This window comes from Stenotrophomonas sp. YJH_SMC_29 (assembly GCF_059371235.1).
Map to the genome: position 1 here is coordinate 32,873 of NZ_JCAFUK010000024.1, position 15,181 is coordinate 48,053.

A 15,181-nucleotide genomic window follows, 5' to 3' on the forward strand; every position below is an offset into this window, starting at 1 on the left:
GGAAACGCCCACTATCCCAGAGCCTGCCGGCAGGCGGCAACGCTGCCGCCGGCACGGATCGTTACGACTGCCGCGGCTTGAGGTTCTGCACCTTATAGAAGGTGTGATCGCCGATGGTGGCCACCTGGTAGGCATTGCGCCAGTTCGGGCTGGCGATGGACAGCGCGGCGAAGTGGCTGGCACCGGGCACGATCTCGCGGCGCTCGCCGGCCGGCAGCGCCCAGTTGCGCTCGGCGTCGAAGGCCACGTTCATGGCCTCGCTCCAGGCCGCGTCGTTGCCCAGCTGGGTGCCGGGGGAGACGATGGTCGGTGCGAACTGCTTGCGTGCGGTGACCACCTGGCACATCGAATCACCCCACAGGCCGCTGTCGAGGCGGCGCAGCGCGACCTCGGCGACGGCCTGCTGGCCGCGCAGGGTCTGGTCGCGGGCTTCCAGGTAAACGGTGGTGCTCAAACACAGTGAATCAGCGGCCGGCTGAGGCAACAACTGCGACAGCCAGAGAATCCAGGCCAGTTTCATATAACTCCTTGCTCCGTATGGGTCGCACTCTCCGGTTCCGGCCGCGGGGGCGACAGGAGGCGGGGTACGACTTGGCGTCATGGGGAGGCGGCCATCGGGGCCGCCCCGTGGGCAGCCCCAAAAGAAACGACCAGTACCGGTCGTGGGGGCTGCGCCGGCTCACCGGAAACTGGCTGGTGAGCGGAAAGATGGCGCAAGGTAGGGGGGCGTAGCCGAACGCATCGTGAACCGCCCGGCTTGACATTCAGGTTCGCCGGGGGTGACGGAAATCACATTCCGTCCCCCATTCATCCGCAGGTCAAAGCGCGGCGGCGACCCGGCTGCCCTGGTCGATGGCGCGCTTGGCGTCGAGTTCTGCGGCCACGTCGGCGCCGCCGATCAGTTGCGCGCTGATGCCGGCGGCCTGCAGTTCGGCCTGCAGCGCGCGGTTGGGTTCCTGCCCGGCGCAGATCACCACATGGTCGACCGGCAACAGCTGTTCGCTGCCGTCCACGCGGATGCGCAGGCCCGCGTCGTCCACGCCCAGGTACTCGACACCACCGAGCATGCGCACGCCCTTGGCCTTCAGCGTGGCGCGATGGATCCAGCCGGTGGTCTTGCCCAGCCGCGCGCCGGGCTTGCCCGGGCTGCGCTGCAGCAGCCACAGCCGGCGCGGCGAGGCCTCGACCTGCGGCCGGGCCAGCGAGCCACGGGCCTCGAACGTACTGTCCACGCCCCATTCGGCCATCCAGCGCTGCGGGTCCAGCGAGGGCGACTCACCGGCGTGGCTGAGGAACTCGCCGACATCGAAGCCGATGCCGCCGGCGCCGATGATCGCCGCACTGGCGCCCACTTCGACCCGGCCCAGCAGCACGTCCAGGTAGCTGACCACTTTGGCGTGGTCGGCGCCGGGGAAGTCGACCTTGCGCGGGGTGATGCCGGTGGCCAGCACCACCGCGTCGAAGCCGGCCAGGTGGGACGCGTCCGCGCGGGTGCCGAGGCGCAGCTGCACGCCGGTCTCCTGCAGTGTGTGGCGGAAGTAGCGCAGGGTCTCGTGGAACTCTTCCTTGCCGGGGATGCGCTTGGCGACGTTGAACTGGCCACCGATCTCGTCGCTGGCATCGAACAGGGTGACCTGGTGGCCGCGCTGGGCGGCGACGGTGGCACAGGCCAGGCCGGCCGGGCCGGCGCCGACCACGGCAATCTTCTTCGGCGTGGCGGCCGGGCGATAGACCAGCTCGGTCTCGTGCGCGGCGCGCGGGTTGACCAGGCAGCTGGCCAGCTTGTTCTCGAAGACGTGGTCCAGGCAAGCCTGGTTGCAGGCGATGCAGGTGTTGATCGCCTGGGCGCGGCCGGCGCGGGCCTTGTTCGGCCACTGCGGGTCGGCCAGCAGCGGGCGTGCCAGCGACACCATGTCGGCGCCGCCATCGGCGAGGATGCGTTCGGCCACCTCGGGCATGTTGATGCGGTTGGTCGCCACCAGCGGCAGCGCCACGTGCGGCTTCAGCTTGGCGGTGACGCCGGCGAAGGCCGCGCGCGGCACCGAGGTGGCAATCGTCGGGATGCGCGCTTCATGCCAGCCGATGCCGGAATTGATGAGGGTCGCGCCGGCGGCCTCGATGGCCTGCGCCTGTTGCACGATCTCTTCCCAGTTGCTGCCGTCTTCCACCAGGTCGACCAGCGACAGGCGGTAGATGATGATGAAGTCCGGGCCACACGCCTCGCGGATGCGGCGCACGATCTCGACCGCGAAGCGCATGCGCTGGCTGGCGTCACCGCCCCAGCGGTCGGTGCGCGTGTTGGTGCGCGGGGCGATGAACTCGTTGATGAGGTAGCCCTCCGAGCCCATGACCTCGACGCCGTCGTAGCCGGCCTCGCGGGCCAGTTTCGCGCTGCGTGCGTAGTCGGCGATATGCCGGTCGACGCCACTGGCCGACAGTGCGCGCGGGGTGAACGGGTTGATCGGTGCCTTCAGCTTCGACGGTGCCACCGACAAGGGGTGGTAGGCATAGCGGCCGGCATGCAGCAGCTGCAGGCAGATCTTCGCGCCATGCTGGTGCGCGGCGGCGGTCAGTTGGCGGTGCGGCCGCACTTCCCAGGGCCAGGACAGCTTGCCGCCGAACGGCTTCAGCCAGCCGACCACGTTCGGTGCGAAGCCGCCGGTGACGATCAGGCCGACGCCGCCCTCGGCGCGTTCGGCGAAGTAGGCCGCCAGCCGCGGGAAGTCGCGGGCGCGATCCTCCAGGCCGGTGTGCATCGAGCCCATCAATACGCGGTTGCGCAACTGGGTGAAGCCCAGGTCCAGCGGGGCGAACAGATGGGGATAGGCGCTTTCGTTGGCTGGCGACATGGTCGATACGCTTGCGTACGGAAGCGCGAAGCGTGCCGCGAAACGGCGGCCGGGGCAAGGGTTGCTGGATGGCGCCGGCGGCGGCGCCCCCGAACTCCGGGGCGGGCGGGCCGGCCGCTGGCCGGGTACGGGGCAGCTCAGGGTGATTGCGGTTGCCGGGCAGCGGCCGGCACGACTGCGGGGCGACCGATCCCGAACCAGCCCAGGGTCACCCCGCACAGCGGGCCGATCAGCAGGGCGAAGGCGAGGGTGCCGAGGCCGACGTTGCCGCCCAGCCACCAGCCCAGCAGCAGGACGCTGCCTTCGATCAAACTGCGCACCTTCCAGATCGGCCAGCCGGTGCGGGCATGCAGGCCGGTCATCAGGCCATCGCGTGGACCCGGGCCGAGGCGGGCGCCGATGTACAGGCCGGTGGCCAGGGCCACCAGCAGCATGCCCGCGCAGAACATCGCCAGCTGCCAGCCAAGGCCGACGGCCGGCGGCAGCAGCCACAGCCCGAACTGCGCAGAGGGACCGATCAGCATCACGTTGAGCACGGTGCCCACGCCCGGCTTCTGGCGCAGCGGCCACCACAGCAGCAGCACCAGCGCGCCGATCACGTTGGTCGCCAGGCCGAACGACAGCGGGGTCTGCGCAGCGATGCCCTGCGACAGGACATCCCAGGGCGCCACGCCGATCGCGGCACGGATCATCAGCGAAGCACCGAAGCCGTACAGGAACAGGCCAGTGATCAGTTGCAGCAGGCGCAGGGGCAGGGCGGTGGGCATGGCGGGCTCGGGGGAGGGGGAATCTGTTCCCACCGTATCCCTGATTTCCTTGATGCCATAGATACAGATTCAAGCCAATCCGGCGCTACAGGCGGCGCCGAACCTGCATGCGGGCGGTTGTGCAGGTCCGAGCCCGTGCTCTGCGGGTGGCGGCAGGCACAGCGGCCGAGCGTGGGCCCGGCTCTACATCACCGCGTCAGTCGCCCCAGCCGACCAGCGCCAGCTTGCCCACCGTGTGGCCGCTGGCCAGGCGCTGATGCGCGATGTCCAGGTTGGCTGCGTTGATCGTGCCCAGCGTCTCACTGAGCGTGCCGCGCAGCTGGCCGGCATCGATCATGCTGGCGGCGCGGCTGAGGATGCGGTGCTGTTCGATACGGTCGGCGGTGGCAAAGCGCGAGCGCGCGAACATGAATTCCCAGTGGATGCCGATGCACTTGGCCTTGTACGGATCGCCGATGCGCAGCGCGCCACGCGGCTCCACGATCAGTCCGACATGACCCTGCGGTGCCAGCAGCTGGCCCAGCTCGTCCCAGTAGTGGTCGGTATCGGCCAGGTTGAGCGCAACCTGCACCGCAGCGATGCCCAGCGCCTGCAACTGGGGTTGCAGTGGCTGCCGATGGTCGATCACGTGCGTGGCCCCCATCTGCCGGCACCACTCGATAGAAGCGTCGCGCGAAGCCGTGGCGATCACCTCGAAACCGGCGTGGCGGGCGAGCTGGATCGCCATCGAGCCCACGCCGCCCGCACCGCCGATCACCAGCAGGTGCTGGCCGCCATGGCGGCGGTCGTCCAGATGCAGGGGCATGCGCTGGAACAGCAGCTCCCACGCGGTCAGCGTGGTCAGGGGCAGCGCGGCGGCTTCGGCGAAATCGAGCGTGGTCGGCTTGCGGGCGACCAGCCGTTCGTCCACCCACTGGTACTGCGCATTGCAGCCCGGGCGGGTGACGTCGCCGGCGAAGTAGACCTCGTCACCGGAGGCGAACAGGCTGGCCTCATCGCCGATGGCTTCAACCACGCCGGCGGCGTCCCAGCCGAGCACCCGCGGCGTCTCCAGCGCTGCCGGATCGGTGGCGGCCCGCTGCTTGGCGTCGACCGGGTTGACCGAGACCGCTTCGATCCGGACCAGCAGGTCCCGGCCGCGTGGAGGCAACGGTGGTGGCAGCAGGACATCACGCAGGGCAGGGGCGTATTCACGACTCAGGGCGACGGCTTTCATCACGGCTCCGGCTGGGTTCGTGACCCCATCATAAGGTTCCTCACGTTTCCGCAAACGCGCTGAACCGTGTGATGCGGCGCGTTGCGCAATATGTCGCATTCGACACTTAAACCCCGTCAAACCCTTGCAGTGCGTGGGTCTTGCGGATTTTCATCATCCTGTATAGGGTTTCAACGTCGGACCGGTGGCCGGTCGGGCGCAACACTTCACATGTTACGGGACTGTTAACATGGCCTTCACCCGCCTGAGCATAATGTTCGCGGCGGTGGCGTGCTGAATCGGCTGTCGTACATCGATGCACTAGTGCTGGCCCATGCCTCTACCGGTTTCATACCCCCGAAATAGGAGCTGTACTCAATGAACAAGAAGATCCTTACTGCCGCGCTGCTGGGCGGCCTGGCTTTCGCCCAGGCAGCTTCGGCGCAGGAGTTCGATGACCGCTGGTACCTGACCGGTTCGGCCGGCTTCAACTTCCAGGACAGCGACCGTCTGACCAATGACGCTCCGTTCGTGACCCTGGGCCTGGGTAAGTTCATCAGCCCGAACTGGTCGCTGGACGGTGAGCTGAACTACCAGAACCCGAACTTCGACAGCAACCAGGACCTGAACTGGTCGCAGTACGGCGTCTCGCTGGACCTGCGTCGCCACTTCATCAAGGAAGGCCGCGGCTGGAACCCGTACATCGTCGGTGGCCTGGGCTACCAGAAGTCGGAAGAAGAGTACGCTGCGATCGACAACAACGGTCCGCGCCAGCGTAAGGACGGCAACCTGGCCGCCAAGCTGGGCGTCGGCCTGCAGACCACCTTCGAGAAGCGCGTGGCTGTCCGCGCCGAAGTGGCCTACCGCGCTGACTTCGACGACCAGAGCGTCGCTGCACGCGACGAAAGCTGGTTCGGCGACGTGCTGGCTTCGGTCGGCGTCGTGATCCCGCTGGGCCCGGCTCCGGTCGCGGCTGCTCCGGCTCCGGCTCCGGTTGCCCCGAGCTGCGCCGACCTGGATGACGACGGTGACGGCGTCAACAACTGCGACGACAAGTGCCCGAACTCGCAGCCGGGTCAGACCATCGGTCCGGACGGTTGCCCGGTTCCGGTCTCCATCGACCTGAAGGGCGTCAACTTCGACTTCGACAAGTCGAACCTGCGTCCGGACGCCGTGGCGATCCTGAGCGAAGCCACCGAGATCCTGAAGCGTTACCCGGATCTGCGCGTTGAAGTTGCCGGTCACACCGACTCGAAGGGTACCGACGCTTACAACCAGAAGCTGTCGGAGCGTCGTGCCACCGCCGTGTACAACTACCTGACCAAGAACGGCGTCGACGCCGGTCGCCTGGTCGGCCCGATCGGCTACGGCGAGAGCCGTCCGATTGCTCCGAACACCAACCCGGATGGTTCGGACAACCCGGAAGGTCGCGCCAAGAACCGTCGTACCGAGCTGAACGTCCAGAACTAAGTTCTGACGCTCTGCCAGTAGGACACAGCAGGACCCGGCTTCGGCCGGGTCTTGTTGTTTCTGCCGCCGGGAAACCGGCCTGGGGCGGGCGGGGAATCGCCGTTCGTCGGGATTTTGCCCGTAAATCCAATGAGTTGCCGTATTCATTGAAAGTGGCGCTTGAAAGCTGACGCGGCATTGCTAAACTCGCCGCGTCACTTCCTTTCGTGGATGCCCCTCATGCTGCGCTCTGCATCGGCCGCCGTTCTGGCGCTGGCCCTGGTTCCCGCCGCCCACGCCGCGGTTGATTGCTCGGTCAACACCAGCGCCTCGCCGCTGCCGTTGCCGGCCACGACCATCGCGCCGGTGGCCGACGAGCTGTACATCCGTGGCAACCAGCTGGGCATGCCGGCCGGCGTGCTGAGCAGCAACTACGATCCGTCGCAGTCGCTGGACCAGGTGCTGCAGCGCCTGCGCATCGATGGCTGCCAGAACATCGCCAAGGCCATCCCTAGCGCGCCGGCGGTGAAGCCGAACGATCCGGCGGCCTACAAGCCGCAGACCGAGTTCGACAATACGCCGTGGCGCTTCGACATGAGCCAGAACGGCAAGCGCATGACCGCCGAAGAATTCGACGCCTGGATGAAGGCGCGCGGTGTGCGCGTGGTCAAGGCGCGCCCGGCCCCGGCCGCCACTCCGGCTGCGGCCGAAGCACCGGCTGAGACCAAGCCGGTCGACAAGAAGTAAGCGCCGCGGGGAGCAGAGGCTTGCGCACGCGCCGCCCACCTGCCACCCCCGCCGCCCGCTCCCACGCACCGCGTGGGCGTGCGGCGCCGAACGTCTCCAGCGGTGCGCGTCATGGCTTGGCGCGCGTGCTGTCCAAGGCCGGCGTGTGCTCGCGCAGCGAGGCCGCGCGCTGGATCGCCGAAGGCCGGGTGCGCGTGTCCGGCCGCGTCGTGCGTGATCCCGAGTTCCCGATCGGACAGCCTGTGCCGCCGATCGAGGTCGATGGCCAGCCGATGGCTGCGCCGCAGCGCCTGTACCTGATGCTCAACAAGCCGCGCGGGGTCGTGACCACGGCGCAGGACGAGCGTGGCCGTGACACGGTGTACCGCTGTTTTGATGGCGCCGGTCTGCCCTGGATCGCACCGGTCGGGCGCCTGGACAAGGCCAGCGAAGGGTTGCTGCTGTTCAGCAACGATCCGCAGTGGGCCGCGCGCCTGACCGACCCGCAGACCGGGCCGGACAAGACCTACCACGTGCAGGTGGATGGCCTGCCCGATGCCGCCACCCTGGCGGCATTGCAGGCCGGGGTGGAGGACGAGGGCGAGTTCCTCGCTGCCCGCGCCGTGCACGTGCTGCGCCGTGGCGACAAGACCGCATGGCTGGAGGTGGTCCTCGACGAGGGCCGCAACCGCCATATCCGCCGCCTGTTGGCGGCTTTCGACCTGCAGGTGCTGCGCCTGGTCCGGGTCGCGATCGGTGGGCTGCTGCTCGGCGATCTCGGCAAGGGCCAGTGGCGGGTGCTGGAGGTCAGCGACCAGCAGCGGCTGGGGGCCGCTGCACCGGGCTGATCACCGCCCGCGGCCGGCAGCTGCCGGCCACCGTTCCAGGCGTAGGGGGCGCCTGGTTGCTGAATTTCCCGAACGGAGCCTGCCCATGTACCACCCGACCCTCAATCAAACCCTGCGCTGCGCAGGCCTGCTGCTGCCGATGGTGCTGCTGACCGCCTGTGGCGGCCACAAGAAGGTGGCCAAGGCGGAAACGCCGGCCGAAACCCCGGTGGTGGAAGTGAAGACCCCGGAGCTGGATGGTCGCGGCAGCTACCGCTTCCTGATGAGCAACGGCGACAAGAAGATGACCGCCGATGAGTTCGATGCCTGGATGAAGGCCAACGGCATCCGCGTCGCCAAGGGCAACGGCCAGGACGCCGCCGCCAAGCCGGTGGTGGTGGCCAGCAAGGACGAGCCGAAGGGCAAGAAGAAAAAGAAGTGACGCCTGGGGTGCCGACCGGGGTCGGCACGCCATCGGTGGGGTGATGGGGCCAGGGCCCTTTCCTGTGGAAAGAGACCCGGCCCCGGCGTGATCAGCCCTTGATCACGCCCAGCTCGACACCAATGCGGGTGAACGCATCGATCGCGCGATCCAGGTGCTCGCGGCTGTGCGCGGCGCTGATCTGGGTCCGGATGCGGGCCTGTCCCTTGGGCACCACCGGGAAGAAGAAGCCGATCGCGTAGATGCCTTCCTCGAGCAGGCGCTCGGCGAACTTCTGCGCCAGCGGTGCGTCGTACAGCATGACCGGGCTGATCGGATGCACGCCCGGCTTCACGTCGAAGCCGGCGGCGGTCATCTTCTCGCGGAAGTAGGCGGTGTTGTCGGCCAGCGTGCTGCGCAGGTCGTCGGCGGCCGCCAGCATTTCGAACGCCTTGATGCCAGCAGCCACCACGTGCGGCGGCAGCGAGTTGGAGAACAGGTACGGGCGCGAGCGCTGGCGCAGCAGTTCGATCACCTCGGCACTGGCGCAGGTGAAGCCGCCCAGTGCGCCGCCCATGGCCTTGCCCAGGGTGCCGGTGATGATGTCGATCCTGTCCAGCACGCCCTTCACTTCGGCCGAGCCACGACCGGTGGCACCGAGGAAGCCGGTGGCATGGCATTCGTCGATGTGCACCAGCGCGTTGTACTTCTTCGCCAGCGCGGTGATCTCGTCCAGCGGCGCGATGAAGCCATCCATCGAGAACACGCCGTCGGTGGTGATCAGCTTGGTCTTGCAGCCGGCGGCATCGGCGGCCTGCAGCTGGGCTTCCAGGTCGGCCATGTCGCAGTTGGCGTAACGGAAGCGCTTGGCCTTGCACAGGCGCACGCCGTCGATGATCGACGCATGGTTGAGTGCATCGGAAATGATGGCGTCGTTCTCGCCGAGCAGCGGCTCGAACAGGCCGCCGTTGGCATCGAAGCAGGCCGCGTACAGGATGGTGTCCTGCTTGCCGAAGAAGTCGGCGATCTGCTTTTCCAGCTGCTTGTGCAGGTCCTGGGTGCCGCAGATGAAGCGCACCGACGCCATGCCGAAGCCATGGGTGTCCAGCGCGTCCTTGGCGGCCTGGATCAGGTCCGGGTGGTCGGCCAGGCCCAGGTAGTTGTTGGCACAGAAGTTCAGCACCTGGCGGCCGTCATCGAGGGTGATCTCGGCCGACTGCGGGCTGGTGATGATCCGCTCGGACTTGAACAGGCCCTGGGCGCGGATGGCGTCCAGTTCCTCGGCATAGTGGCGGGTCAGGGCGGAGGAGGCGTCGGTCATGGCGTGGGCACGGCTCTGCACGGGAAACCGCCGATTCTACCGGGCAACGAGGTTCACCGACCGCGGTGGGCAGGGCACCACCATGGCAGGCACATGTTGCAATGCAGTAACAAATGGTTAAATATTCGTGAACCGTGCCTGTCTGGCATCGGCTTCACTGCTGCCCCCTTCCCGCCCCCCGCCCCCGGAGACGCTCATGAAGCACGCCCATGCCTGCCTCGCCATTGCCGCCGCCCTGACCCTTGCGCCGTTCGCGGCCAGTGCCCAGGAGACCGAATCGCCGTACAGCTGGAACGTCACTGCGGTGTCGGACTACCTGTTCCGTGGTGTGTCGCAGACCGACGAGAAGCCGACCCTGCAGGCGGGCTTCACCTACACCTCGCCGGTCGGCCTGTATGCCGGTGTCTGGGGTTCGGGCGTGGACTTCGGTCCGGGCGACCCGAGCACCGAGATCGACTACCAGATCGGTTACGGCGTGGACGTCACTCCGCGCGTCAACTTCGACGTGCTGCTGAACCGCTACACCTACCTGGGTGCCAGCGACCTGAACTACAACGAGCTGATCACCACCACCACGCTGGACGAAACCTACAAGCTGACCGTGGCCTACACCAACGACCAGTGGAACAGCGGCACCGATGGCTGGTACTACGGCGTCGGCGGCCAGTGGGGCCTGCCGCAGGAGTTCACCCTCAGTGCCAACGTCGGCCGCAGCAGCTTCGAGAAGGGCCTGGCCAAGGACTACACCGACTGGAACGTCGGCGTCAGCCGCCAGTTCGGCCTGTTCAATGTCGGCCTCGGCTACTACGGCACCGACAGCAACGGGCGCGAAAACTCGGGCAAGCTGGCGCACAGCCGCGTGCTGCTGACCGTGGCCGTCGGCAAGTAACGCCGCAGGCGTTACCGGTAGTGCCGGCCGCTGGCCGGCAACACCGGAAAAAGGCGCCCATCGGGCGCCTTTTTCAATTTCATGGTGTGCCGAGCAAGCTCGGCACCCACCATTCGTGCGCGGAACCGAGGATCAATTCCAGCTGAGCACGACCTTGCCGGCCTTGCCTTCTTCCATCAGGTCGAAGCCCTTCTGGAACTCGTCGATCGACAGCTGGTGGGTCATCACCTTGCCGAGCGGGAAACCGGACAGCACCAGCTGGGTCATCTTGTACCAGGTCTCGTACATCTTGCGGCCGTAGATACCCTGCACGGTCAGGCCCTTGAAGATGATCTTGTCCCAGTCGCAGCCGGCGCCCTTGGGCATGATGCCGAGCATGGCGATCTTGCCGCCGTGGTACATGCAGTCGAGCATGTCGTTGAACGCACGCGGGTTGCCGCTCATTTCCAGGCCCACGTCGAAGCCCTCCATGTGCAGTTCCTTCATCACGTCCTTCAGCGACTGGTTGGCGACGTTGACCACGCGGGTGGCGCCCATGTCGGCGGCCAGCTTCAGGCGGAAATCGTTGACGTCGGTCACCACCACGTTGCGCGCACCGATGTGCTTGCAGATGCCGGCGGCGATGATGCCGATCGGGCCGGCGCCGGTGATCAGCACGTCTTCACCGATCACGTCGAATTCCAGCGCGCAGTGGGCGGCGTTGCCATACGGGTCGAAGAACGCGGCCAGCTCCGACGGGATCTGGTCCGGGATCGGCCACAGGTTGCTGGCCGGCATCACCATGTATTCGGCGAAGGCGCCATTGACATTGACACCGATGCCGACGGTGTTCGGGCACAGGTGCGGGCGGCCACCACGGCAGTTGCGGCAATGGCCGCACACGATGTGGCCTTCGGCCGAAACGCGCTGGCCGATCTCATAACCGGTCACTGCCGAGCCGAGCGCGGCGATGCGACCGACGAACTCGTGGCCGATGGTCAGGCCCGGCTTGATCGTGCGCTGGCTCCATTCGTCCCACAGGTAGATGTGCAGGTCGGTACCGCAGATCGCGGTCTTCTCCAGCTTGATCAGGACCTCGTTCGGGCCGGGGGTCGGCACCGGAACTTCTTCCAGCCAGATGCCCTTGGCTGCTTCGCGCTTGACCAGGGCCTTCATCGTTTGCTGCGCCATCGGGGTGGAACTCATCAGGGGGAAAGCGCGGATTATAGGGTGCCGGACGGAATTCCCATGTTGCGCTGCGGGTGCTTTGGCGGAACGAAAGGCGTGCGCCGGCGGGCGTTTCGAACGTACTGCAAACAGCAGCGCCGCTTCGCTCGCCGGGCATGGCTCGGCGCTACCGTCCGAGGCCAGGGGACTGTGGGTAGGCGAGAGGCCAGGCCGATGCAGGACCGTGAGCGCCATGGATGGCGCGACCGAGCCCCCATGGGTGAGGGCGCTTTGCTTGCGAAGCACTGCTTCGCAAGCGCCCGAACGCACAGCCGCCAGCGGCTGGGCCGGGCCGCGGAGCGGGGTTTACGGCGTGTCCTGCATCGGCCTGGCCTCTCGCCTCTGACCGATCGCAATGGAAACGCTGAACGGTGGAGGCACCTGATTGCATGACTTCCGGGGTTCGGGCCGGGGCAGGGCGGCGGGCTACAATCGAGGGTTCCACTACCAGGGGCTGCTCCATGCGCTCGAACCTGCTTGCATTTTCCATCGTCGCCAGCCTCGGCCTGGCCCAGGTCGCCCATTCCGCTGAAGGCATGTGGGTGCCGCAGCAGCTGCCGGAAATCGCCGGCCCGCTGCAGAAGGCCGGCCTGAAGCTGTCCCCGGAACAGCTGTCCAACCTGACCGGCGACCCGATGGGCGCGGTCGTCGCCCTCGGCGGCTGCACCGCCAGCTTCGTCTCGCCGCAGGGCCTGGTGGTCACCAACCACCATTGCGCGTATGGCGCCATCCAGCTGAATTCGACCGCGCAGAAGAACCTGATCAAGGACGGCTTCAATGCGCCGACCCTGAAGGACGAACTGAGCGCCGGCCCGAACGCCCGCGTGTTCGTGCTCGACCAGATCACCGACGTCACCGCCCAGGCCAAGGCCGCCATCGCCGCTGCCGGCAACGACCCGCTGGCCCGCAGCCGCGCGCTGGACGCCTTCGACAAGGCCCAGGTTGCCGCCTGTGAGGCCGATGCCGGTTTCCGCTGCCGCCTGTACAGCTTCTCCGGCGGCAACACCTACCGCCTGTTCCGCAACATGGAAATCAAGGACGTGCGCCTGGTCTACGCGCCCCCGGGCAGCGTCGGCAAGTTCGGCGGCGACGTCGACAACTGGATGTGGCCACGCCACACCGGCGATTTCTCGTTCTACCGCGCCTACGTCGGCAAGGACGGCAAGCCGGCCGCCTTCGCCGCCGACAACGTGCCGTACCAGCCCAAGCACTTCCTGAAGTTCGCCGACCAGCCGCTGGGCGCCGACGACTTCGTGATGGTGGCCGGCTACCCGGGCCGCACCAACCGCTACGCACTGGCTGGCGAGTTCAACGAGACCGCCAGCTTCACCTACCCGACCATCGCCAAGCACTACAACGCGGTGCTGAAGATGATCGCCGACGCCGGCAAGGCCGACGCCGACGTCAAGGTGAAGTACGCCGCCACCGCCGCCAGCATGAACAACGTGGCCAAGAACTACCTGGGCCAGCTGGAAGGCTTCAAGCGCATCGACGCCGCTGGCCAGAAGCAGGCCGAGGAAGCCGCCGTGCTGGCATGGCTGAAGAAGCAGGGCGCGGCCGGCAAGCCGGCGCTGGCCGCACACGCGCAGCTGGTCAAGCACCTGGACACCAGCAAGGCCACCCGCGAGCGTGACCTGTTCGTCGGCCAGTTCAACAACACCTCGGCCGTGGGCGCAGCGATCACCCTGTACCGCCTGTCGATCGAGCGCAGCAAGCCCGATGCCGAACGCGAAGCCGGTTACCAGGAACGTGACCTGACCACCATCGAAGGCGGCCTGAAGCAGATGGACCGCCGCTACGTGGCGAAGATGGACCAGCAGCTGCAGGCCTACTGGCTGGAGCAGTACGTGGCCCTGCCGGCCGCGCAGCGCGACAATGAAGTGCTGAACAAGTGGCTGGCCGGCAGCGATGCCGCTGCGGTGAAGTCGCTGGTGACCAAGCTGTCGGGCACCGAGCTGGGCAGCCTGGATGCACGCCTGAAGTGGTTCAAGGCCGACCGTGCCGCGTTTGAAGCCAGCAGCGATCCGGCCATCCAGTACGCCGTGGCTGTCATGCCGGCACTGCTGAAGCAGGAAGAGCAGAAGAAGATCCGCGAAGGCGAGTCGCTGACCGCGCGCCCGCTGTACCTGCAGGCCGTGGCCGACTACAAGAAGAGCCAGGGTGAATTCGTCTACCCGGACGCCAACCTGTCGCTGCGCATCACCTTCGGCAACGTCATGGGGTATGGCAAGGACGGCGTGAAGTACACCCCGTTCACCACCCTGGAAGGCGTGGCAGCGAAGGAAACCGGTGAAGATCCGTTCGATTCGCCGGAGGCGCTGCTCGATGCGGTCAAGGCCAAGCGTTACGGCGGCCTGGAAGACAAGCGCATTGGTTCGGTGCCGGTGAACTTCCTGTCCAACCTGGACATCACCGGCGGCAACTCGGGTTCGCCGGTGCTGGATGCCAACGGCAAGCTGGTCGGCCTGGCCTTCGATGGCAACTGGGAATCGGTCAGCTCCAACTGGGTGTTCGACCCGGTGATGACCCGCATGATCGCCGTCGACAGCCGCTACATGCAGTGGATCATGCAGGAAGTGGCGCCGGCGCCGCAGCTGCTGAAGGAGCTGAACCTGGCCAAGTGAGGTAGTGCCGGCCGCTGGCCGGCAACGCCTGCAGACACTGCCGGGCGGTGCATCCGCGCATGGCGTGGATCTGCTGCCCGGCGCGCCGTCCGCGATTCCAAAACCCCGCGACCCACGTCGCGGGGTTTTTTCATGCCCGGCCCGGCCCGGCGCGCCGAACAGGTATCATCCCTGTTCCGCGCACTTCACAGGATGTGAACGAAACGCGGAACCTCCTCCCCCAGGACCCCTTGCACGCATGCGCATCCTGCTTGCCCGCCACGGCGAAACGCCGTGGAACGCCGAAGGCCGCTACCAGGGCCAGATCGACATCCCGCTTTCGCCGATCGGCGAAGCCCAGGCCCAGGCCCTCGGCGCGCGCCTGGCCTCGGTGGACATCACCCGTGCCGTCGCCTCGCCGCTGTCACGCGCGCAGCGCACCGCGCAGCTGGCGCTCGGCGCCGCCCGTGCCGGGATGCTGCAGACCGAACCGGAACTGCAGGAAATCGCCCACGGCGAATGGGAAGGGCTGTTGGCCAGTGAGATCCATGAGAAGGATCCCTCACGCCTGAAAGCGTGGCGCGAGGAACCGGATACCGTGCTGATGCCCGGCGGCGAGTCGCTGCGCCTGGTGCTGGAGCGCAGCTGGCGCGGCCTGGCCCGCGCCACCGAAGGCCTTGGTGAGCACGACACCCTGCTGGTGGTCGCCCACGACGCGGTGAACCGCGTGATCCTGTGCAAGGTGCTGGGGCTGCCGATTTCCCGGCTGTGGACCTTCCGCCAGGCACCGACCACGCTCAACCTGCTCGAAGGCGCCGACCTGGACAGCTTGGAAGTGGTGCGCCTGAACGACTGCGCCCACCACACGCCATTCTTCGGCGAAGCCAAGCATCGCGCTCTCTGATCCATCCCCCTGCTTCTGCTGGAA

Annotated in this window: 13 protein-coding genes; 7 read left to right on the forward strand and 6 right to left on the reverse strand. The window is 67.2% G+C overall.

Annotated features, from left to right (window positions below):
• Positions 1-61: 61 nt before the first annotated feature.
• The 4 genes from AC5P9I_RS19730 to AC5P9I_RS19745 all read right to left on the reverse strand — a co-directional run bounded on the left by AC5P9I_RS19730 (position 62) and on the right by AC5P9I_RS19745 (position 4,832).
• A complete protein-coding gene (locus AC5P9I_RS19730; protein WP_004154513.1) occupies positions 62-520 on the reverse strand; it encodes a cell wall hydrolase in 459 nt (152 codons plus the stop codon).
• Between the two features lie 298 nt (positions 521-818).
• Positions 819-2,849 (reverse strand): NADPH-dependent 2,4-dienoyl-CoA reductase, encoded by a 2,031-nt coding sequence (locus AC5P9I_RS19735; RefSeq protein WP_049468326.1) that lies wholly within the window; start codon positions 2,847-2,849, stop codon positions 819-821.
• 137 nt (positions 2,850-2,986) lie between these two features.
• Positions 2,987-3,616 carry a membrane protein YczE gene (yczE, locus tag AC5P9I_RS19740; RefSeq protein ID WP_049468328.1) on the reverse strand — a complete coding sequence of 210 codons (630 nt, stop codon included), beginning with the start codon at positions 3,614-3,616 and terminating at the stop codon, positions 2,987-2,989.
• Positions 3,617-3,812: 196 nt separating this feature from the next.
• The gene (locus tag AC5P9I_RS19745) at positions 3,813-4,832 is read right to left on the reverse strand and encodes a zinc-binding alcohol dehydrogenase family protein (RefSeq protein ID WP_049468329.1); all 1,020 of its coding nucleotides are present in this window, start codon (positions 4,830-4,832) and stop codon (positions 3,813-3,815) included.
• A gap of 357 nt (positions 4,833-5,189) precedes the next feature.
• Here AC5P9I_RS19745 and AC5P9I_RS19750 point away from each other — a divergent pair, with 357 nt between their 5' ends.
• The 4 genes from AC5P9I_RS19750 to AC5P9I_RS19765 all read left to right on the forward strand — a co-directional run bounded on the left by AC5P9I_RS19750 (position 5,190) and on the right by AC5P9I_RS19765 (position 8,255).
• A complete protein-coding gene (locus tag AC5P9I_RS19750) occupies positions 5,190-6,281 on the forward strand; it encodes an OmpA family protein (protein WP_049468332.1) in 1,092 nt (363 codons plus the stop codon).
• Positions 6,282-6,500: 219 nt separating this feature from the next.
• On the forward strand, positions 6,501-7,007 hold the full coding sequence (locus AC5P9I_RS19755) for a hypothetical protein (RefSeq protein ID WP_049468334.1): 507 nt from the start codon (positions 6,501-6,503) through the stop codon (positions 7,005-7,007).
• Positions 7,008-7,027: 20 nt separating this feature from the next.
• Positions 7,028-7,834 (forward strand): pseudouridine synthase, encoded by an 807-nt coding sequence (locus AC5P9I_RS19760; protein WP_049468335.1) that lies wholly within the window; start codon positions 7,028-7,030, stop codon positions 7,832-7,834.
• 85 nt (positions 7,835-7,919) lie between these two features.
• Entirely contained in the window at positions 7,920-8,255 is a 336-nt protein-coding gene (locus AC5P9I_RS19765) for a hypothetical protein (protein ID WP_005412356.1), read from the forward strand.
• Between the two features lie 91 nt (positions 8,256-8,346).
• Here the strand turns inward: AC5P9I_RS19765 and kbl are convergent, their stop codons facing one another.
• Positions 8,347-9,555, reverse strand: a complete 1,209-nt coding sequence (gene kbl / locus AC5P9I_RS19770) for a glycine C-acetyltransferase (RefSeq protein WP_049468337.1) — start codon at positions 9,553-9,555, stop codon at positions 8,347-8,349.
• Between the two features lie 196 nt (positions 9,556-9,751).
• Between kbl and AC5P9I_RS19775 the strand changes: the two genes are divergently transcribed.
• Positions 9,752-10,444, forward strand: coding sequence for a TorF family putative porin (locus AC5P9I_RS19775; RefSeq protein WP_049468338.1), 693 nt, complete (start codon positions 9,752-9,754; stop codon positions 10,442-10,444).
• Positions 10,445-10,576: 132 nt separating this feature from the next.
• On the opposite strand, the gene tdh is transcribed toward AC5P9I_RS19775, so the two are convergent.
• A complete protein-coding gene (gene tdh, locus AC5P9I_RS19780; protein WP_049468340.1) occupies positions 10,577-11,599 on the reverse strand; it encodes an L-threonine 3-dehydrogenase in 1,023 nt (340 codons plus the stop codon).
• A 512-nt stretch (positions 11,600-12,111) separates the two neighbouring features.
• On the opposite strand from tdh, the gene AC5P9I_RS19785 reads away from it, so the two are divergent.
• Together AC5P9I_RS19785 and AC5P9I_RS19790 are read left to right on the forward strand one after the other, a co-directional pair.
• Entirely contained in the window at positions 12,112-14,274 is a 2,163-nt protein-coding gene (locus tag AC5P9I_RS19785; RefSeq protein ID WP_495217397.1) for a S46 family peptidase, read from the forward strand.
• 238 nt (positions 14,275-14,512) lie between these two features.
• Complete coding sequence (locus AC5P9I_RS19790; protein ID WP_049465896.1) at positions 14,513-15,157, forward strand: histidine phosphatase family protein; 645 nt, start codon at positions 14,513-14,515, stop codon at positions 15,155-15,157.
• Positions 15,158-15,181 lie beyond the last annotated feature (24 nt).